The sequence below is a fragment of the Methanothrix thermoacetophila PT genome, assembly GCF_000014945.1.
Lineage (GTDB): Archaea > Halobacteriota > Methanosarcinia > Methanotrichales > Methanotrichaceae > Methanothrix_B > Methanothrix_B thermoacetophila.
The window spans coordinates 717,814-737,594 of sequence record NC_008553.1; the positions used below are offsets into that span (position 1 = coordinate 717,814).

The 19,781-nt window shown below is 52.6% G+C and carries 22 protein-coding genes; 12 read left to right on the forward strand and 10 right to left on the reverse strand.

What is annotated here, in order from left to right; genetic code table 11:
• Nucleotides 1-68: 68 nt before the first annotated feature.
• Together MTHE_RS03485 and MTHE_RS03490 are read right to left on the reverse strand one after the other, a co-directional pair.
• Nucleotides 69-641, reverse strand: a complete 573-nt coding sequence (locus MTHE_RS03485; RefSeq protein ID WP_011695864.1) for a Kae1-associated kinase Bud32 — start codon at nucleotides 639-641, stop codon at nucleotides 69-71.
• Between the two features lie 5 nt (nucleotides 642-646).
• A complete protein-coding gene (locus MTHE_RS03490) occupies nucleotides 647-1,669 on the reverse strand; it encodes a DUF1786 domain-containing protein (RefSeq protein ID WP_011695865.1) in 1,023 nt (340 codons plus the stop codon).
• 151 nt (nucleotides 1,670-1,820) lie between these two features.
• On the opposite strand from MTHE_RS03490, the gene MTHE_RS03495 reads away from it, so the two are divergent.
• From MTHE_RS03495 to pfkB, 7 genes are all read left to right on the forward strand, one after another.
• A complete protein-coding gene (locus MTHE_RS03495; protein ID WP_175265743.1) occupies nucleotides 1,821-3,068 on the forward strand; it encodes a cysteate synthase in 1,248 nt (415 codons plus the stop codon).
• Nucleotides 3,065-3,826: an ATP-binding cassette domain-containing protein gene (locus tag MTHE_RS03500; RefSeq protein ID WP_011695867.1), complete on the forward strand. Its 762-nt coding sequence runs from the start codon at nucleotides 3,065-3,067 to the stop codon at nucleotides 3,824-3,826. The genes MTHE_RS03495 and MTHE_RS03500 overlap by 4 nt, the downstream gene beginning before the upstream one ends.
• Nucleotides 3,823-4,521, forward strand: a complete 699-nt coding sequence (locus MTHE_RS03505; protein WP_011695868.1) for a GTP-binding protein — start codon at nucleotides 3,823-3,825, stop codon at nucleotides 4,519-4,521. Before MTHE_RS03500 ends, MTHE_RS03505 begins: the two co-directional genes overlap by 4 nt.
• Before the next feature lie 2 nt (nucleotides 4,522-4,523).
• The gene (locus MTHE_RS03510) at nucleotides 4,524-5,135 is read left to right on the forward strand and encodes a (Fe-S)-binding protein (protein ID WP_011695869.1); all 612 of its coding nucleotides are present in this window, start codon (nucleotides 4,524-4,526) and stop codon (nucleotides 5,133-5,135) included.
• 290 nt (nucleotides 5,136-5,425) lie between these two features.
• Nucleotides 5,426-5,977 (forward strand): gamma carbonic anhydrase family protein, encoded by a 552-nt coding sequence (locus MTHE_RS03515; RefSeq protein ID WP_011695870.1) that lies wholly within the window; start codon nucleotides 5,426-5,428, stop codon nucleotides 5,975-5,977.
• Nucleotides 5,978-6,021: 44 nt separating this feature from the next.
• Nucleotides 6,022-6,630 (forward strand): superoxide dismutase, encoded by a 609-nt coding sequence (locus tag MTHE_RS03520; protein WP_175265744.1) that lies wholly within the window; start codon nucleotides 6,022-6,024, stop codon nucleotides 6,628-6,630.
• A gap of 82 nt (nucleotides 6,631-6,712) precedes the next feature.
• Nucleotides 6,713-7,663, forward strand: a complete 951-nt coding sequence (gene pfkB / locus MTHE_RS03525) for a 1-phosphofructokinase (protein WP_011695872.1) — start codon at nucleotides 6,713-6,715, stop codon at nucleotides 7,661-7,663.
• A gap of 85 nt (nucleotides 7,664-7,748) precedes the next feature.
• Here pfkB and MTHE_RS03530 read toward each other — a convergent pair whose 3' ends face one another.
• The 8 genes from MTHE_RS03530 to MTHE_RS03565 all read right to left on the reverse strand — a co-directional run bounded on the left by MTHE_RS03530 (nucleotide 7,749) and on the right by MTHE_RS03565 (nucleotide 14,438).
• The gene (locus MTHE_RS03530) at nucleotides 7,749-8,165 is read right to left on the reverse strand and encodes a CoA-binding protein (protein WP_011695873.1); all 417 of its coding nucleotides are present in this window, start codon (nucleotides 8,163-8,165) and stop codon (nucleotides 7,749-7,751) included.
• A 4-nt stretch (nucleotides 8,166-8,169) separates the two neighbouring features.
• On the reverse strand, nucleotides 8,170-9,522 hold the full coding sequence (locus MTHE_RS03535) for an MBL fold metallo-hydrolase (RefSeq protein ID WP_011695874.1): 1,353 nt from the start codon (nucleotides 9,520-9,522) through the stop codon (nucleotides 8,170-8,172).
• A gap of 4 nt (nucleotides 9,523-9,526) precedes the next feature.
• Nucleotides 9,527-10,402 carry a sulfurtransferase gene (locus MTHE_RS03540; protein WP_011695875.1) on the reverse strand — a complete coding sequence of 292 codons (876 nt, stop codon included), beginning with the start codon at nucleotides 10,400-10,402 and terminating at the stop codon, nucleotides 9,527-9,529.
• Nucleotides 10,403-11,122: 720 nt separating this feature from the next.
• Nucleotides 11,123-11,491: a putative zinc-binding protein gene (locus MTHE_RS03545; protein ID WP_011695876.1), complete on the reverse strand. Its 369-nt coding sequence runs from the start codon at nucleotides 11,489-11,491 to the stop codon at nucleotides 11,123-11,125.
• A gap of 2 nt (nucleotides 11,492-11,493) precedes the next feature.
• On the reverse strand, nucleotides 11,494-11,727 hold the full coding sequence (locus MTHE_RS03550) for a thioredoxin family protein (RefSeq protein WP_011695877.1): 234 nt from the start codon (nucleotides 11,725-11,727) through the stop codon (nucleotides 11,494-11,496).
• 17 nt (nucleotides 11,728-11,744) lie between these two features.
• Nucleotides 11,745-13,016: a sulfurtransferase gene (locus MTHE_RS03555; protein WP_175265746.1), complete on the reverse strand. Its 1,272-nt coding sequence runs from the start codon at nucleotides 13,014-13,016 to the stop codon at nucleotides 11,745-11,747.
• Between the two features lie 122 nt (nucleotides 13,017-13,138).
• On the reverse strand, nucleotides 13,139-13,987 hold the full coding sequence (larE, locus tag MTHE_RS03560) for an ATP-dependent sacrificial sulfur transferase LarE (protein WP_011695879.1): 849 nt from the start codon (nucleotides 13,985-13,987) through the stop codon (nucleotides 13,139-13,141).
• Nucleotides 13,971-14,438 (reverse strand): PUA domain-containing protein, encoded by a 468-nt coding sequence (locus tag MTHE_RS03565; RefSeq protein WP_011695880.1) that lies wholly within the window; start codon nucleotides 14,436-14,438, stop codon nucleotides 13,971-13,973. The genes larE and MTHE_RS03565 overlap by 17 nt, the downstream gene beginning before the upstream one ends.
• A gap of 516 nt (nucleotides 14,439-14,954) precedes the next feature.
• On the opposite strand from MTHE_RS03565, the gene MTHE_RS03570 reads away from it, so the two are divergent.
• From MTHE_RS03570 to MTHE_RS03590, 5 genes are all read left to right on the forward strand, one after another.
• Complete coding sequence (locus MTHE_RS03570; RefSeq protein WP_175265747.1) at nucleotides 14,955-15,317, forward strand: hypothetical protein; 363 nt, start codon at nucleotides 14,955-14,957, stop codon at nucleotides 15,315-15,317.
• A 643-nt stretch (nucleotides 15,318-15,960) separates the two neighbouring features.
• Nucleotides 15,961-17,028 (forward strand): magnesium/cobalt transporter CorA, encoded by a 1,068-nt coding sequence (gene corA, locus MTHE_RS03575; protein WP_011695882.1) that lies wholly within the window; start codon nucleotides 15,961-15,963, stop codon nucleotides 17,026-17,028.
• Nucleotides 17,029-17,353: 325 nt separating this feature from the next.
• Nucleotides 17,354-17,800 carry a hypothetical protein gene (locus MTHE_RS03580; protein WP_175265748.1) on the forward strand — a complete coding sequence of 149 codons (447 nt, stop codon included), beginning with the start codon at nucleotides 17,354-17,356 and terminating at the stop codon, nucleotides 17,798-17,800.
• Nucleotides 17,801-17,952: 152 nt separating this feature from the next.
• Nucleotides 17,953-19,050: an AAA family ATPase gene (locus MTHE_RS03585; protein WP_175265749.1), complete on the forward strand. Its 1,098-nt coding sequence runs from the start codon at nucleotides 17,953-17,955 to the stop codon at nucleotides 19,048-19,050.
• Nucleotides 19,051-19,062: 12 nt separating this feature from the next.
• On the forward strand, nucleotides 19,063-19,566 hold the full coding sequence (locus MTHE_RS03590; protein ID WP_011695885.1) for an amino acid-binding protein: 504 nt from the start codon (nucleotides 19,063-19,065) through the stop codon (nucleotides 19,564-19,566).
• The last annotated feature ends 215 nt before the right edge of the window (nucleotides 19,567-19,781 follow it).

Below are 19,781 nucleotides of genomic sequence, written 5' to 3' on the forward strand. Positions count from 1 at the left end.
GAGCTTATCGCTCTCCAGCTCTTTTTTGTAAAATCAGGTTCAAAATCAGGGCCTGAGATATTAAGAGATCACAGATACCTTCCTCTGGATCGTATCTCCTCGACCCTGGTGAGAACAGCATCTGCGCGCTGGTATGCTCTTCTGTAGCCGCGCTTGAACGATTCTATAAGAGCATCTGCGTCATCATGCGTGCTTCTCAGGGTCTGGAAGTAGACATGAACATCCACACCCTGCGCCTCGATGCTCTGGTCGTGGTAGGCCAGGCCGAAATCGATGAAGTATATCCGGTTGTCTTTTAATAACATGTTAGATGTCGTGAGATCCCCATGCACAATGCCGGCCTTGTGAAGCCTTCCAACAAGCTCTCCAACTCTCTCTGAAAGCTCCGGAGTTATGATATCCCTGAGCTTTTTCCCATCCACATACTCCATCACAAGCTCGAACCTCGATACATCCCTGATTATAGGAGTCGGAACTCCAGCACGCCTGGCCTCTGCCATGATCCTCGCCTCCATGACAGTTCTCTCCGCGCGAAGCCGCTCATCGAGCTCCTTCATGCGATAGCTCTTCGGAAGCCGCCACTTTCTCACAACATTCCCATCCCGGGTGAGTATAGCCTCAGCACCCCTGCCTATCTCCATTCCCCTCACCCCACGAGCGCTCTCCATGCCTTTACAAGTCCGATACATCCGGTAACCATCATGTCCCCCCAGGGGGCAGCCTGTATCAGCTCCAGATCCACACTCCTCACAAACTCCCTTCTTCTAGGTCCTGTAACGAGAACAGTTCTCACCTCACCTGGAACGTACTCTGTATGAGCACCGTGGCCGCCATCCTCGAAGATCTCGCTGTTCGTGAGCTCTCCGGCACAGAACCTCCTCAATATAAAGTTGAGCCTCAAAGGATCCAGCGCAGATGTGTGGTGCTCGAAGATCGCCGTGATCCTGTTATCGTCCACCAGAGCCCCAATCGTGTGGCCATTCCCTATGTTGAGAACAAGCGCAGGCATTTTGCACTTCGGCTCTTCAAGAGCGCCAAATACCGCAGCCGGGCCTGTGTCCATCAACAGGATATCCATACCCTGATCGTGCAGGTAACTCCAGACAGCGCGCATTCTGCTCAGAACCACAGGGGGTTCTCTGTATACGAAATCCTCGATCCGGCCGCCGTTCTTTAGAGACGCCCTTATGATATCGAATCTGGTGGCCCTGTTCGATCTCTCCGGCGAGAATCCGTGATCCTGTACGGCAACTGCGATTGCCTCAGGCAGATCAACATCAAACGAGCTGAAGGCGGTTCTGAGAGCGATGAGATCCACATCGCATGTCTGGAGATCAACACAATCCTTGGGAGGATCCTCTGTGATCTCTACCCCCATCGATCTGACCCGCTGGAGGTTGTCATGCAGGCTCAAGGCCGCCTCCTCTGTTGCATAGACTCTGAGACCGGAGGCGATATGCCTCCTCACCGCAGCAGTCAGAGGCCCGCCGCCCATTGTGTATCCGTGGAGAAAGACATCCTTTCTGCGATCTGTCGCACTTCTAATCCTCTTCGCGAGCATCACAGTCTGACTGGGCATGACCATCTTGTACAACCCTTCATGCTCCATACCCTCTCTGTAGAGAAGGATGTCCTGTGTGCCCGCCCCAACATCCACTGCCAGCATCATACAACCGCACCGGGACACATACATCTTAGATATTCTCATCGACCAATGATTCATCCCTTTTGGATAATAGTTAGTCTTTGTACTTCACAATAAGGAATTCTAATTGTACAAAACAGAAAAGATTATATGCCGTAATGGTCAACCTCAAAGCATGGGTGAGTACACTCTGAGGTGTGCCGGCTGTGGGAATTTGCTGATCGGCGGCGCAGCCTCATGTCCTCTGGATGGTGGTCTTCCCAGGGCGGATTATATCGAGCGGAGATTCAACCCCAGAAAGCTTCCGGGTATCTGGTCGTTCATCGACTGGCTGCCCGTGGATGGCTGGAATCGAAGCACTGGAGCATCATCTGTGACGTACAGGAGCTCCGGGCTCGCAGCTGAGCTGGGCCTGGATAGCCTGTATATAAGCTTCTCCGGATACTGGCCCGAGCGTGGGGCTCTGATGAGAACATGCAGCTTCAAGGAGCTAGAGGCAGCTCCGACGATGCAGATGCTTCGTGATAGAAAAGCCGGGGAGACCCTGGTGGTTGCATCCGCAGGCAACACCGCAAGGGCTTTCGCCGAGGTCTGCTCGATCACAGATCAACCACTTATCCTTTTTGTGCCGGTCTCCTCACTCGACAGAATCTGGACGACCGTCGAGCCTGGAAGGGTGCTGGTTGTTGGTGTGAAGGGAGATTACGCTGATGCGATAAAGCTCGCCGATGTTTTATCCTCGCGAAGTGGATTCAGGGCAGAGGGCGGCGCCAGGAACATAGCGAGGAGGGACGGCATGGGCACAGTGCTTCTCGATCATGTGAGACGCTTTAATTCCCTGCCGAACCATTACTTCCAGGCGATAGGGAGCGGCACTGGAGGGATTGCGGTTTGGGAGGCATCGATGCGCATCATTGAGGATGGCCGATTTGGAGAGCGACTCCCGCGCCTCCACCTGGCGCAGAACACCCCATGCGCACCTGTGTATAATATGTGGCATGGCATGGGTTCTGAAGAATCTGATTTTGATGCATACGGCTGCCCTGAGGGGATGCACGATGACGTGCTGTTCAACAGAAACCCGCCCTATGCGGTTCCGGGCGGCGTCAGGGATGCGGTCATCTCTTCTGGTGAGAGGATCTACGGCATAGACAACTCCCGGGCTGTCAGCGCTCAGAAGCTCTTCGAGATGAGCGAGGGGATCGATATACTCCCGGCGGCATCGGTTGCGGTAGCAGCGCTTGTCGATGCCGTGGAATCCGGATTTGTTGAGAATGATGATGATATTCTGCTGAATATAACAGGCGGCGGCGTGAAGCGCCTTGCCGAGGATCACAGCCGTGTCAAGCTGAAATGCGATCTCACGGTCGGGCTCAGAGATTCAGAAGATGCATTATCATCGATAGAGGAGATCTTTGCATGATCATCACGATAAAAGGCGGGTTTGATAAAGATGGTTTGCCAGAGCGCGTTAGAAGTGTGGATGTATCGAGCGGAGAGGTTATAGGCATCGTCGGGCCCACGGGCTCGGGCAAGAGCTCTCTGATATCCGACCTGGAGCAGTTCGCCCAGGGCGACACATCATCCAGGCGTTATGTCCTGATCGATGGCTCTCCTCCGGATCCGGAGATGCGGCACGATCCAAGAAAGAAGCCGGTCGCCCAGCTGTCCCAGAACATGCATTTCCTGGCTGACATGAAAGTGTGTGATTTTATCTGCATGCACGCCAGGAGCAGAGGACGGGATCCGGGGCTGCTCTCCAAGGTTCTGGAGATAACGAACACACTGACAGGAGAGCCGGTCCATGCAAATGACAACCTGACAGAGCTGAGCGGAGGCCAGTCCAGGGCGCTGATGGTAGCTGACATCGCAGTCATAAGCGACTCGCCCATCGTCCTCATAGACGAGATCGAGAACGCTGGCATAAGAAAAAAGGAGGCTCTGAGGCTGCTCTCGGGAGAGGGCAAGATCGTGCTGGTTGTTACACATGATCCACTTCTCGCACTCATGACCGAGCGCAGGATCGTCATGAGGAACGGCGGGATGGTTAATGTCATAAAAACCACAGATGAGGAGAGGCGCTTCTGCGATTCTTTATTCAGAGTGGACACCTGGCTTCTCTCACTGAGAGAGTCGATAAGGCGCGGGGAGGTGCTGAGCGCGACGGAGGCTGTTATTTGAAGATGGTGGTCATTGCCGGAACGCCAGGATCGGGGAAGACATCTGTCCTGATGCATACCGTGAAGAATCTTCAAGAGATGGGCATCAGGCCTGCGGTGGTAAAGATCGACTGTCTCTGGACAGAGGACGATGCGCGGATCAATCGTCTGGGTGTGCCGGTGCGCGTCGGTCTCGCGCGGGACATGTGCCCGGATCACTACTCGATATACAACACAGAGGAGATGGTCTCCTGGGCGAGCTCGCAGGGCGCGGACGTGCTCCTGAACGAGACTGCAGGTCTCTGCCTGAGATGCGCCCCGTATCCAGACAGGGCTCTGGCTGTCTGCGTGATAGATGTCACCTCCGGACCGAACACACCACTCAAGATCGGCCCACTGCTCACAACAGCGGATGTCGTCGTAGCGACAAAAGGTGATCTTGTATCGCAGGCGGAGCGGGAGGTCTTCCGGGAGAGGGTTGTCGAAGTAAATCCCAAATGCAGGATCGTGGAGGCGAACGGTTTGACTGGGAAGGGGTCAAGGGAGCTTGCAGATATCATAAAATATTCCAGAGAGATCGACGGGGAGATGCTCCTGAGGCACAATCCTCCTCTCGCGGTCTGCACGCTCTGCACCGGCGAGCTCAGAGTATCGAAGAAACACCACCGCGGAGTTCTGAGGCATCTCGATGGATTCGTGGAATATGTGGGGGAGTGAGCATGCTGGAGAGGCTTCTTCCGGGTTACAACTGCGGGGAGTGTGGGTATAAGAGCTGCAGGGATTTCGCGGAGCATCTCTCCTCCATTGAGGATCTATCGCGCTGTCCATACATGTCGCAGGATCGCTTCCGGGATCACTGTGAGGAGATCAGGAGGATTATCGAGAAAGGTGTATCTCGCGAGAGGATTGTGGGCGTCATGGATGGACTGGAGGCGGAGTTCTCGCTTGGGCCGCTCGATGGGGAGAGGTCGTGCGTAGAGGATATACATCCCCTGGAAGATTGCTCCCTGAAGGCCGGAGACCTGATAAGGTACAGGCCTCTGGGCTGCCCGATAACCCACTTCGCAAGGGTCATCGAGTTCGATCACGGTGTGGCAAGGGTCCACATCGTCGGCCCGCTCTTCGGGGAGAGGGGGAAGTATAGAGAGCTGGGCATATGTATGGTTCTTGCTTTTGAGGGAAAGGTTGTTCGTGGGCGAATCCCCGAGGTCGGAAGGACTGTGAGATTCCTGCCCGAACACTGCATGATGCAGAAGGTCCACTCAGGGGTTGTCGTCCACTCAGAGGGACTGAGGGTCAGAATAGAGGCGATCGATCTTAAGGTCTGGTAAAACGCCCCGGTACCCTCTGCTCCAGCGGACTGGTAACCAAGATGCAAAGTCAAATACAGCTTGTTGGTTGTGATCTCCTGTCCTGAAATATTGGAGTTTGCGCCCTGTTATCCCCCATCAGGACTCGCCTTCTCAAACGATTCGACCACAGGATCTTTGTCCGAATAAGAGCTGAATCCGAAGATTTGGGCCTTACTGCTTAGATGTAGGGGACATTTTCGGACACATCTCGACCACATGAGTCAACGCTTTTAAACATTGAAATTACATTCTTTTTCAGGAGGGATTTTATGCTCAGAAAGAACCCGCGAACATCCTGGAACAGTCAGGAATCGATGCCTTCAGTGGCAACCACAGCCTACGTGGATGAGACTGCTGTTGTGATAGGCGACGTCCGCATAGGTGAGAGGGTTTACGTCGGACCATGTGCGTCTATAAGAGCGGATGAGGCGACGCCGATAGTCATAAGCGAGGAGTGCAACGTCCAGGACGGCGCGATATTCCACGGGCTGAAGGGGAGCTCCATAAAGCTCGGAAAGAAAGTAAGCGTCGCACACGGTGCTGTGGTCCACGGCCCGATGACAATCGGAGATGAGAGCTTCATCGGTTTCAACGCTGTTGTCCATGCGTCCACCGTGGGGGAGAGATGCTTCATAGGCCACAGGGCTCTTGTGATGGGTGTTAAGCTGAAGGATGGAAGCTTTGTGCCGCACGGAAGTGTCATCGACACCCAGGATAAGGCTGACGCCCTTGGGCCAGTACCCGACTCGCTTAAAGGCTTCAACGCAGAGGTCGTGGAGGTCAACTGCGAGTTCGCAAAGGGGTACAGGTCTCTGCGCTGAGCACAGGCGCTGGGTTAATCAAGGACATGTGCATATTATTTTTTATGACACAGAAGTTCTACACACTTCCCGAGCTGCCGTACGGCGCAAAAGACCTGGAGCCCTACATCTCTGAGGCGCAGCTGAAGCTACATCACGACAAGCACCATCTGGCGTATGTAAATGGTGCGAACGCCATTCTCGAGAAACTAGATAAGGCGAGGAGAGAGGGAGCTGATATCGATCAGAAATCAACGCTGAAGGAGCTCTCCTTCCACATCGGAGGACACCTGCTGCACAGCCTCTTCTGGGCAAACATGCGTAAACCACCAAGCGTTGGCCCGGTTGGCGCGCTGGCTGATGAGATAAAAGATGAGTTCGGCTCTTTCGAGCGTTTCAGGAAGGAGTTCACCGCAGCCGCTGTGAGCGTCGAGGGCTCCGGCTGGGCTGCGCTTGCGTACTGCATGCAGACCAGAAGACCTATAATAATGCAGATCGAGAAGCATAATACCAATATCTGCCCCATGTTCAGACTGCTGCTGGTTCTTGACGTATGGGAGCATGCTTACTATCTGGACTACAGAAACGACAGGGCGAAGTTCGTTGAGGCATTCTGGCAGATAGCTGACTGGGAGGAGGCCAACAGAAGGTTTGAGAGCCTGATCGGGAAGTGAGCACTGAGCGCTCGCATGTCAAACCATATGGGATTCGTGGAGATAGCTTTGCTGGGCATTGAGGGGCAGAGGGGTGTAATCCATGATATACACAATCACGCTGAACCCTGCAATAGACAGAACGATGTGGGTCGAACGCATCAGGGATGATGAGCCCAATAGAATCGTAAGAGAGGAGAACTACGCCGGCGGGAAGAGTATCGATGTATCAAAGGTGCTCAAGAACCTGGGGGTTGAGAGCACAGCGCTCGGCTTCATCGGAGGATTTGCCGGAATGGAGCTGGAGGGGAGGCTCCTCAATGAGGGTATCGGCACAGACTTCATCAGGGTATCTGGGGAGACGAGAACGAACATAATCATCCACGAAATCTCTACAGGTCGGCAGCTATCATTCTACGCGAAGGGTCCGGATATCAGGCCCCACGAGCTCGTCATGCTCATCGAGCAGATAGAAGGGCTGAGGGATCCTGAGATCGTGACGATCGGCGGCAGCCTCCCTCCAGGCCTGAGCCCTGCTGTTTACCGGAGGATTGTGACAGAGGCGAAGAAGTGCGAGCATAACGGCTGCAAGGCAAAGGTCTTTCTGGATGTCGATGGCTTATCTCTAAGATCCAGCATAGAGGCAGCTCCTGATGTTATAAAGCCAAACATATACGAGCTCAGCGAGCTGGTGGGCAGGGAGCTGAGGGAGATCGATGAGGTTCTCGCTGCAGCAAGAGAGATAAACAGAAAGGGCGTGGAGGTCGTGCTCGTCTCCATGGGACCTCGCGGGATAGTTCTTGTATCAGCCCACGAGGAGTATCACGCGATCCCACCACAGGTCAAGGTTGAGAACACAGTGGGCGCTGGAGATTCATCAGTCGCTGGCTTCATCTACGGCATGGTCAATGGAAAGTCACTGGCCGAGTGTCTGATCTATGCGGTGGCGGCAGGCACAGCAACGACCCTTACAGAGGGCACGGCTCTCGCAAATATGGAGGACTTCGAGCGGCTGATCCCTCAGATAACGCTCAGGACCCTGAAAACATCTTGACAGCGGGCATCAGGGCGCAAACACCACCCTTCAGGACAGGTGGTCACTTCCATAGAACACGATATATTCATACCATCGCACCGCCTCAGAGGAGCTTTCTGCACTCTACCTTCATGCAGCGGCCCAAAACCACGTAGAAGCCCTCGTCTGCGAGCTCCCCGGCCACAGCCACGTCCTCAGTGCCCGGCTGAAACCAGACGATCCTGCACCCCTTTGCTCTGATCTCCTCCGCCACCTCACGGGCCGCTGATGGCCTCCTGAACACATCCACTATGTCTATATCCACGGGTATATCTCTAAGTGATGCGTAGACTTGCTCCCCCAGGATCTCCTCTCCTACATGGTTCGGGTTGACGAAGAACATCCTGAAGCCATATGTTCTGACTACGAGGGATACGAAGAAGCTGGGTTTGAGGGGATCTGTGGAGGCGCCCAGGACCGCCACAGTCCTGGACTCCTTCAGCACTCTTTTCAGCTCTTCATCACTCCTGACAATGGGCACGGAGTCACACCTGCCTTACAACAGGGCACGTCACGCTCTTCCAGCCCGACAGACCTCCGAGGACAACCGCCAGGTTTCTCCAGCCATGTCTCCTGAGGAACGATGCCGCCACCATGGAGCGCATGCCGCTGCCGCAGAATACGTATACCGCTTTCTCCTTGGACACTTCATCCATCCTTCGGGGCAGCTGCGTGACGTGGATGTGATGTGCTCCTGTTATGCTCTCCTTGGAGACCTCCTCCTCCGATCTCACATCCAGTATCCATGCCTGTCCACCCTGATCCAGATGCCTGCAGAGCTCCTGGACGGTCACGGTTCTTATTGAGCTGCTCTCGTGGCCGGCCATGTGCCAGGCCAGCATTCCTCCTCCAAGGTATCCGGAGATCTCGTCATACCCCATTCTCATCAGAGTTCTGCTCGCCCTCTCGATCTCATCGCCCACCAGTATCACCGGCTTATCATATGAGAGATACCATCCTGCAAGCGCAGCCAGCCCGTCAGCCCATATGAACTGCGATCCGGGTATGTGGGCCCCGCCATATGCCACATCAGATCGTGTGTCTACAATCACACACTCATCGAGAGCCTCTGCGACCTCCTCAGGGGTGAGGGGAGAGATGGCGCGTCTCTTGAGCCTGTGACCTTTTAAGTTCAGATCCTCCATCCGCCGGAAGTACGGGGGTCGCTCGAGCTCCAGCGCAACACTTCTGATGAACTCGTTCCTGCTCCCTGCTCTCAGCTTCGGGTTGTGGAGTCGCTCCATACCTACCGTCGTCCAGGGGCGGTCGGTTATCGCAGATCCGCATGCTGAGCCCGGGCCATGCGCCGGGCACAGCAGGACACCATCACCTAGCGGGAGTATTCTCTGAAAGATGCTCTCGTAGAGCATGCCTGCAAGCTCCTCTGCGCGGTCCATCCCGAGGAGATCCACGCGCCCGACATCTCCCGCAAACATCGCATCTCCGGTGAAGACCGCGTGCGGGACTCCGGCGTGATCCTTCAGAACATAAGCCATTGAGCCGAGCGTGTGTCCTGGCGCTGGCATTGCCTCGATCTGCCAGGCGCCTATTTTCCATACCTGCCCCTCTCTGGCGGGCGCACCATACCTGTAATCGAGCTCAGGATCTGCATGCCAGACGGATGCTCCTGTCAGAGCGGAGAGCTCGACAGAGCCTGTGACGTAGTCCTCATTTCTATGCGTCTCCAAAATGTCTGTTATGCGCATCTTATTTCTGGAAGCGATGTCCACATAGACATCACAGTCAAGCCTCGGATCTATGACGATTGCGCTCCCATAGTCACCCACGATGTATGAGTAGTGCGCCAGACCCTCGGAGACGATCCTCTCAAAGAGCATAATCTCACCTTGGATTCGGGCCTGTGACCGTCGGGTTCTCCTGATATGAAGACCACTCCGTGAATGAGCCCTCGTAGATCCTGACATCTGGATGTCCAAGATAGTATTTGAAGAACAGATACTCGTTTGTAGCCTCCCGGCCAGTCCCGCAGTATACGATTATCTTTTTGTTATCCAGGTCGAAGCCGCTGATCATAGATCTCAGCTCCACATCGCTCCTGAGAAGACGGCTGTTCTTCTCCGTCATAAGGTTCCTCCACGGAAGACTGTGTGCGCCAGGGATGTGCCCGGGCTTGATCCACATCGCCTGACCCTCATACGATGGTGTTGGCCTTGCATCGAATAATATAATATCCTCCCCCTCCATCATGCTTCTCAGCTCATACATCCCCACGAAGTGCTCGCATCTTATCTCAGCTCTGAATCTGCTCTCCAAGACATCGGGAAATTCCTTTGTCAGCTTCCGTCCGGACTCCATCCATCCCTCTATTCCGCCGTCTAGGATGTGCACCATCTGGTGGCCGAAGCGGATGAGCGCATACGCGACCATTGTCTGCTCCAGGCCGTCGCCTATCCCCGCGGCACATCTGCTGTAAACGCCCGGGCCGCTGTAAACAACCACCGGCACATCTCTGGATATCCCCATGCTGCTGAACACAGACTCTATCGACTCTGGAGGCACGAAGCTGGCCGGCTGTCTCCCGCGTGCGACCCTGAGAATCCCCTCATTCATGTAAACGGCCCCCGGGATGTGGCCCATTATGTAGTCGTGCACGTTCGGCTGGACATCGATTATTCGCACGTCATCCATATTCTCATCCAGCCAGTCTGGAGATATCCATCTGACATCGCTTTTTGATGGATACGGATACTCTCTCATACAGCTCAAACCCCACTCTGCAACAGAATAACAATATTTTATTTTACAGGATTGTATTTCAACCTATCGTGAGTTGATTCGGAGGTGTCCGAATAAGGATTAGGTGTTTATGACGTGCAGAAGAGGAGGATATCCAGATTTCCGGCCACAGCTCTTATCCGGACAGGTCCTCTCACATGGAGCAGCCCGGATCAGTAGATTGATTTCTTATTAACGAAAACTGACAAATATTTTCCCATCATAATAACCAGCTGTCTTGGATAGGTATCCTGTGACCAGAGACAGATCGCAGCCGATTGCTGACACAGCTTTGAGATAGGTTTTCTCTCAAAATCACATCGAATTCGTATCGAAACTATTCGAGCAATGATGCCGATCTCCATCGATCCTGTGCGGAAAACAATCCACAAAAATCAATACGCCCTAGAATTTTGAGGAGACTTCATCAAAATCAGCATAGAGTTGGTGTGCTGATCGGTGTCAAAGAGCGTACTCAAGATGATGCATGGATAGCGTTAGATATTTTTGGATGACATCATGATCCTGTTCGAGACACATCCCGGTGATTCGGCAGATCAATAATCTCACAGGAAAATATAAAGAGGTGGTTGGCTGGTCGGGTTTACCAGAGCTCACCACGCCGATGATTCAACCTCATGAACATTTTATACATGATCCCTGTGCGTATCACATGACGCTCCCGAGGGCTTTGCTGAGTATCTACTTCATACGCTCCTTTATCGCATCGACGACGCTTCTGAGCTCCTCCTCGCTGATCGACAGATCAGGGGATTTCTTGACACCCAGCTCTGTTATCACGACATGCACATCCGGCTGAAATCCGCATCCTTCCAGGCTCTTACGACAGCATTCCAGGGAGCATCCGTCTATGGAGATGATTGCATCTGCACCCTGCGCAGAGGCTGTTATCCCTCTGATGCTGGCTGTTATCCCGGCCAGGCATGATATCCTGCCGTATCCCTGTGCGGTCAGCTCCCTGCCAGCGGCATTCGCGAGCTGGCCGACGTTCGAGCCGCCAGCGCATGTGAATATAGCGCGTCTGGCCTCGCATAGGCAACTCTCTGCCATCTCTACCCCTTCAGCAGGCCCTTGATCTCTTCCACGCTCAGAACACGCCCAACGGCAACCGTCTCTCCGTCGATGCACAGCGCCGGGGTCATCATCACCCCGCGATCCATGATCTCCATAATGCTGTCGACCTTGACTATCTCCGCGTCTATGCCCATCTCCTTAACAGCCTGGCGCACATTGTTCTCCAGGCCCTTGCATTTGGCACATCCTGTGCCGAGAACCTCTATCTTCAAGCATGTCACCTCCATGATCAGAATCTTCCGAGCTTCCTGTACCTCTCAGCCTCTAACTCCACTGCGATGCGTTTCTCGAAGCGCTTGGTGAGCCCCCACGCTGAGAGCTCGACGCTCAGGTTGTATACCCCTCCAGGAACGCCAGATGCGTCCCATGTGCCTGTGTAAACATATGCTGATTCTGGATGCAGCATGATCCTTTCAATCTCTTCGTCAGAGCTGTCTGTCACAACGGCCAGGACATCGACAAAGGACTCCGCCACCGGACCTGAATTCCCTGTATCCGCAGCTCCAATCACGTTCACGATCTTCCTCCCAGGAGATGTGTAGTTCCCAAGCCTCACACCGGTGCTCTTACTCCCGCTGAGTCCACCTGTGTAGATCGTTATTGGCTCGCATGTTACACACCCCATCAAGTTAAGACTCTCATTTTTACTGATTTCAGAGAACCTGGCGGTTATCACGACCGCTCGCTCCGGGCTCACCTCTGCGCTGAGATCTGATAGCTCCATCCTGAGCTCTGGCTGGTGGTCAAGCCAGTCCATCCATGTGTAGAGCCTCGCATCGTACCCCAAGCTCCGGAGGGCAAACCAGACGAGAGATGCCTGTCCGCCATTCAGGCTGTAAACGACCACAGGTCTTTCGTGGTCGAGATTGAAAAGTGGAACGAGCTCGCTCGCGTTCTTCAATCTCCCATTGCTCAGGACAGACGACGATTCTATGTTCACCGCTCCTGGAATATGCGCCGCCCTAAACTCATCTGCACTTCTGGCGTCCACGAGCTGCGCAGCGCCACTCATCACGTAATCATACGTGGCGAGCAGCTCCGGCCTCAGCTCAGGGGTGTAGTTTGCTGAAGGTCTGGTCGACGGCTCTTCACACATACTTGCCTCGCTGCTCTCTGCATCCAGCACCCTGACATCCTCCTGCCCCAGGTAGCTCAGAAGCCAGCAGATGTATGTCGGATCGCCGCACTCCATGCAGCTCCCGTAGACGACTACGGAATCATTTCTTGTTACGCCATGAGATCCTAGTATCCCGCAGATATCCCTCACAGAGCGCAGCCTGCCGTCGGCGACGAACTCCGCGCGCGGAACATGTATCGCGCCCTGAATGTAGTGATCTGGATCATCATTGCTCACATACATGATCACATCAGTCTGTGAGATGTCACCGATATCGACCACACCCACAGAGGACGCCGCTGATGTCAGAAGCAGCAGCGCAAGTGCACTTCCGAGCAGGACAGGGAGGCTGTGTGACGTCTCCGTGTGATGTTTTACCTTCATATGTGCTACCCAGCCCCTAAGGCGCATTAAATTCCTCTTGATCATCATGATCTGAGTAGTGTGGATTTATTTTGGCTATAAGTTTTGTGATGTAACGTCTGCAGATCACAAATCGTCTAGAATCAATCCATATACGTTGATACGTCCTGATCTGAAATCCGCTTGTGAATCTGCATGCCAGCATTCATGCTTCCACTCCTGTATCCCTCCAGATCGAGTGTGATGTATGCAAATCCCAGCTCTTTGAGCGCATTCACTATGCCATCCCTGTGTCTCACAACCTGCTGGATCTCAGACTGCTGAACCTCTATCCTGGCGAGATCGCCATGTGCCCTCACGCGGATCTGAGAGAGGCCGATAGCCTTAAGCGCATCCTCTGCCAGCTCCACTCTTTTAAGCAGTTGTGGAGTTATGCGCACACCGTATGGAATCCTTGATGCGAGGCATGCAGATGATGGTCTGTTCCAGAAATCGAGCCCGATGGATCTTGCGATCTCCCTGATATCGGATTTAGATATGCCAGCATCAACAAAGGGGTGGCATATGCCCTCCTCATCGGACGCCCGTATTCCAGGGCGGAAATCCTCGTAGTCTGTGGTGTTGACTCCATCGGCCACACAGCTGATGCCGAGAGAGTTCGCGAGCTTCTTGAGAATTCCCGCAGAGGATTTCTTGCAATGATAGCACCTCTCAGGGCTGTTCTCAATGACGCTCTCTAACTCAAAAACATCATGCACGGCCACGATGCACCTGATCCCCAGAAGCTGAGCAACAGACGTCGCATGCTCGAGTTCCCTTCTCGGCATAAGCGGGGAGTCCAGGATCACAGCCACCGCTCCATCTCCGAGAACATCTCTGGAGATCGCAGCGAGCAGGCTGCTGTCAACCCCTCCTGAGAAAGATACGAGCATGCTCTCCTTAAAGGCGATTATCTCTCTGAGCAGGTCAAGCTTCTCAGCCACGACGCACATTCTCCTCTACTCCATATCTCACCGAAACTGCCACACCCCTCTTTATTTGAAGCATCTCATCCGGCGCCAGAACCGTTCTCCCAGTGGCGATCAGCCTGTCATTCTCATCAACGACCAGTACCTCATCACCCGCTCTTATCTCAGGGTCTGCATACAGTACATGCCTCGCGAAGAGGTTCTTTCCAGCGGAGACAAAAGGCACAGCATCGGGAGAGGCGACCACCCTCAGTCTTGGATGAGAGAACGCCACGTGCAGCCTCTTGGCGCCGAGCATGCTCAGCGTGAGATGCGAGTCCCGCGCACGGACGGTCGCAATCCTCTCATTCCCTGATATAAGGTATCTGAGCCTCTGCGTGCTGGACAGCTGGAATGTTGTATCGTCAGGAAAAAGAGCTGCTCCAGCTCCCCGCCCAAACTGAATATCTGCAAGCATCCTGGCAAGGTTGATCATGATATGTGGTGGAATGCTGGGGGTTTTAAGCTGTTTCCAACATGGTTAATATTTTTACTCTGCTTTCCAAGTTTTTCTTCATTATAAGATATTTTTTATGATGAGCACCTAATATGCTTTTGGGATATACCATGAACAAGCTTGTGGAGCATCAAAGCTTAATCCGTATCTAGCGAACTTCGCTGATCCCTTTACCAAACCAAGTTCGCTCATTATGTGGGTAGCAACTTGTATGGCATGCGATCTGGTGATAGCACTCATTCATTCGCCACGAACGCATAGCACGACCACTGCTCCTTCTGGCAAGCCATCAAATGGATAAGAGCGACCAAGTTTTGTCTCATTTCGGGACCTGTCCGAATAAGATAAAAACCAGAACTGGATATAAAATTACTTCACTGAGTATTCCTATAAACCCTTATTTTTACAATGGCGGATTCTCGCTGATATCGTATTTGGCTCACATTTGCCTCAAAACCAGAGGTTTTTAGGAATACTCCACTGAAATTTAGAGAGGTGATGCTGATGATATCAGCATCTTTGATCTCAGTTTTATCCAGTCTACCTCTCTTCAGCAGGAATAAGGTGCCTTTAGAAATTAAGCTTTTCGCAATAGCGACCTATCTGGTCTCATCCAGTGTGAGGAGGACGGCAGCGGTTCTTGGTGTTGGAAAATCGAGCGTGCATTACTGGATCACCCGATTCAAGTATTCGCTGGATTACAAACCCGATGAGATAAAGTCTCTTGGGATAGTGAGACTCGATGTGGATGAAACCATTCTGAAGTATAATGGTAAGAAATGCTATCTTTTTGCTGCAATTGATCTCGAATCTGCACATACTAATGTGGGAGCAGCGGCTACTTTCAGTAGCCGCTAAATAAAATAATTCATCTAAGAGTATACTCAGCAAGAAATAATCTGACATCACATGCATTCTTAAAAATGCACCTACTAACGTAGGTGCAGCAGATACTTTCAGTATCTGCTGAGTCTCGAGCATGTGTAACGCGGAGGAGATCGTTCTGGATAGAGGACTGTGGTACACAGAGACGCACTCTGTCAACTTTATATAAAATGCAACATAAAAGTCAGATACGAATCTTTTTGGGGAGAGAAGCCTCGTGGAATCTGTATTCTCCTCTTTCAAGCAACGAGCAAAAATATTGTTCTGCTCAATAACTGTGAACTTCAAAACGCAGGGATAATAACCTGAGAAGCCTTAGATGGATGAGCGCTATAGAAGAAGTCGCCTCAAAATTCCCAGACGTATTAATTTGTATGGATTGTATTTCCGAGCAGGATCGATGCAGATCAGCATCGTTGCTTAAATAGTTTAGAGATGAATCGGAATGCTGGAACAATTTCTGTAAAATGTTTATATTCTACTATAACTTCGCCAAGAAGTGCTAATGTTATTCGGACACGTCCCCCAAAAGCGGACAGAAAACTATTTGTTAATGGAAACGATAAATCTCGGGAATACCGTCCTTGTTCTGAGAATTTAAAGGGGGCTGTATCGGATGCAGGACCTGGCAGCCAGAAAGGTTAGCAAGATAGACCTCGATCCCATGGAGCTCATCGAGCGGTACGAGCCACGCGGCGCGCCGGAGAAGGCCAGGATCACTGTCATCGATTACGATGAGGTCCAGTTCCAGGAGGAAGAGGTCAAGAGCGTCGAAGAGTGCGCACCATACAGATACAAGCCTACCGTCACGTGGATCAAGGTAAATGGGATTCGCGACACCGAGACTATGGAGAAGCTCGGCAAGATATTCGACATACATCCGCTCACAATCGAGGATATCATAACAGGCCAGCGACCCAAGATGGAGGATTTCGGTGAGTATATTTTCATAGTTCTGCGTGTCTTTTACTACGACAGGATCGCGAATGAGATAACCTCTGAGCAGTTCAGCCTGATCTTCAGCTCCAATTTTGTGATAACCTTTGAGGAGAGCGGGGGCGATGTGTTCAAGCTCATCAAGGAGAGGATAAAGAACGAAAAGGGAAAGATCAGAAGGAGAGGCACAGACTATCTCGCGTATGTGCTCCTTGATGCGATTGTAGATAATTACTTCTACATACTGGAGCGGCTTGGTGACAGGATAGAGCTGCTCGAGACTGTGCTCGTGGAAGAGCCATCTGAGGAGAACCTGAGGGAGATCTACGAGCTCAAGAGCTCCATGATATTCCTCAGAAAGTCAGTCTGGCCACTCAGAGAGGTCATAACGAGGCTCGAGCGAGGCGATTCGCCATTAATACATGAGGAGACCATAATTTACCTTAGGGACGTTTATGATCACACAATACAGGTTATCGATAACATCGAGATAATGCGTGATATGCTCTCTGAGATGGTCTCCATACATCTGTCCAGCGCGAGCAACGAGCTGAACAACACAATAAAAATCCTTACATCAATAACAATTATATTCATGCTGCCAACACTGATCGCTAGCATTTACGGTATGAACTTCAGATATATGCCCGAGCTTGAGTGGAGGTACGGCTACTTCGCCACGCTGATCCTCATGGCATCGGCTGTCGTGACCACAGTATTATACTTCAAGAGGAAAGACTGGCTTTGATATCTGGAGCGGTCTCACAATCACACAGGCAATCGAAGGAGATTGTACATTCTGCGGTCACCTTTGGGGTTCACGGCCACTGATCTATCTAATATGGCGGTCTATTTCGATGCGGTCTCTTATCTCCTGAGACCACGCTGCGCGTCAGAGTTATGCAGGCATTTGTGCTGAGTCTGCCTCATCCAGCTGTCGGTTTAGCTATCTGTCGGTCTTTCGTTGAAGATTCATAACAGCAAATCGATCCGACGAGGGCCAGCCCAATAATGCCATTAGCGCAGACCGGAGGCACATCTATATATTTCATGATCTCATCTCTCTCGCAAAAATGAGCAGAAAAACGTGGGGTATTGCAATGTTGAAGAACATGATTATGGTAATTCTCATGGGTTCGCTCGTTCTTGGTCCAGCTGGTGCGGTCTGGATGAATTATGCTCCCAGCGCAGGGGAGGTTGTTGCACAGTTCAGCAAGCCGGTATACACGATCAACACGACGGGCCAGTCCATGCAGGGATACTATCCTCTCATGGGACAGAGCTTCTGGTTTGAGCCCATCCCAGTTGCAGGCCAGATTGCTGCCGCATCGGAGAATGCCACGCCGGTTGTGCTCGGCAGCATTCCTGTGAAACATTACATCACTGACTTTGGCCAGAACTGGGAGAGGAACGTGGAGTTCGCACAGACAAGATCATCATTCAGGATCGCCGCAGATGACACTCTCGGATCGCTCGGGCAGAACTGGAACATCTTCGATACAGGATGGATCGTGATTTGATGTCGTGGCCGTGATCCGTCTCCTCGCACGGTAATCTCTGGCATTGCACAGGCCAGACTTGATTTGCCGGATCAAGGGGTTGCAACGGTGCGGTGGCTATCGCACTGGTGCATCCAATACATTTAACTATCTTAAGGGGAGGTAATTTATCTGTGCGATCCATCCAGAAGACCGGCGTAAAGGGCTTGAGCGGGAAGACTGACAGGAACCGTATAACAGGTGCAAGGTTTTTGCTTCTCAGACCTGCTGGATATCCTCTAAAGAGCACGTTTCAGGAGTCTCCTGTCGTATCAGACCCAGTGCTATTCGAACGGTACGCAAAGGAGCAGTGGTACGGCGAGCTTGTCAGAGCAGGAGCATATCTTTTCGACAGGCGACTATACCCGGACTTCGCATTCAAGGTTGTGAAGGTGTACCCCAGAGAGGCGGTGATTGGGGCAGATACAACGATAGTTGTGGAGAAACGGATAGAGCCGGCAGCTGTCGTGGAGCCTGCCTCCTTTGATGATGTTGTCGGTCAGCTCGATGCAAAGAGAAAGGTCAAGGTTATAAAGAGATACCTTGAGGAGCCTGAGAGGTTCGGGAGCTGGGCCCCACGCAACATACTCTTCTACGGCGCATCAGGTACAGGCAAGACGATGATAGCCAGAGCGCTTGCCACCGAGGCAAATGTTTCCATGATGCCAGTGAAATCAACATCACTTATTGGAGAATTCGTGGGTGAGGGGGCCAGACAGATCCACAGCCTCTACGACAGGGCTGAGCAGCTCTCTCCGTGTATCATATTCATAGATGAGATCGACGCCATAGCGCTGGACAGGCGCTACCAGGATCTCAGGGGCGATGTCTCGGAGATAGTGAATGCGCTGCTCACAGAGATGGATGGCATCTCATCCAGACGCGGCGTCTGCACGATAGCCGCGACCAACAAGATCGAGCTCCTCGATCCGTCAATACGATCGAGGTTCGAAGAGGAGATTGAGTTCAAGCTCCCATCCCATGAGGATAGGCTTGAGATATTGAGGAGAAATGCCAGCAAGATGCCGCTGGAGGTCAGGGGCGACCTCGCAGAGATCGCGAAGCTGACAGAGGGCTTCTCCGGCAGGGACCTTGTGGACAAGATCCTGAAGGTGGCGCTCCATCAGGCGATCATCGAAGACTCCAGATTCGTCGAGCGGCGTCATTTGATGGACGCGCTCCAGCGCATCAAGCGCGATGTGAAGGAGCCTCCGGGAGAGATGTTCATCTGAGGAGGCGCTTGCATGTGGCAGCAGATCCTGAGTAAGTTCAGGCGCTATCCTGCTCAAGAGAAGGTCGTCAGGCTGATACTGTCAAGGGGTTTTCAGATAAATGAGCGCGGCAGGGTCGCTTCCGGCTCGATAGAAATCCCTCATGCGCAGATCGCTAAAGAGATCGATGTTGATAGAAGAGTGGTCGACACCACAGCGATGGCCATTCGCGAGGATCCCGAGCTCTGGAAAGTATTCAAAAATGTGAGATCTGTGCTTTTTCTTGCGGATGTTGCACCTGTGCTCGGGCTCGGCGTGATCGAGATCACTCCCGTAGATGCCAGACAGACCGGCCTTCTGGGGAGCGTCGCCATAGCTGTGGCAAAACATGGATTGAGCATACGCCAGGCAGTATCTGACGATCCCTTCTTCGTGGAGGATCCGAAGCTCACAATCATCACAGAGGGTAAGATCCCCGGCGAGCTTGTGACAATTCTGAAGGAGATTGATGGCGTTAAAAAGGTCACAGTGGAGTGATCTTTTCTTTGGCTCATGAGGTCAGCCCCTCAACCAGCATCAATCCTGATCCGCTGACAGACAGTAGCGGGAGCAGGCTCTGGTTTTCAGGCCGGAGAAGAAGTCACCTTTCTGTCATACCTGTAACACCTAGAGCATGGGACCGCTCTGGTCCGCCGAAGATCGGGAGGATGTGTTTAGAATGATGCCATTTATGTCCCCATAGAGATGCGATC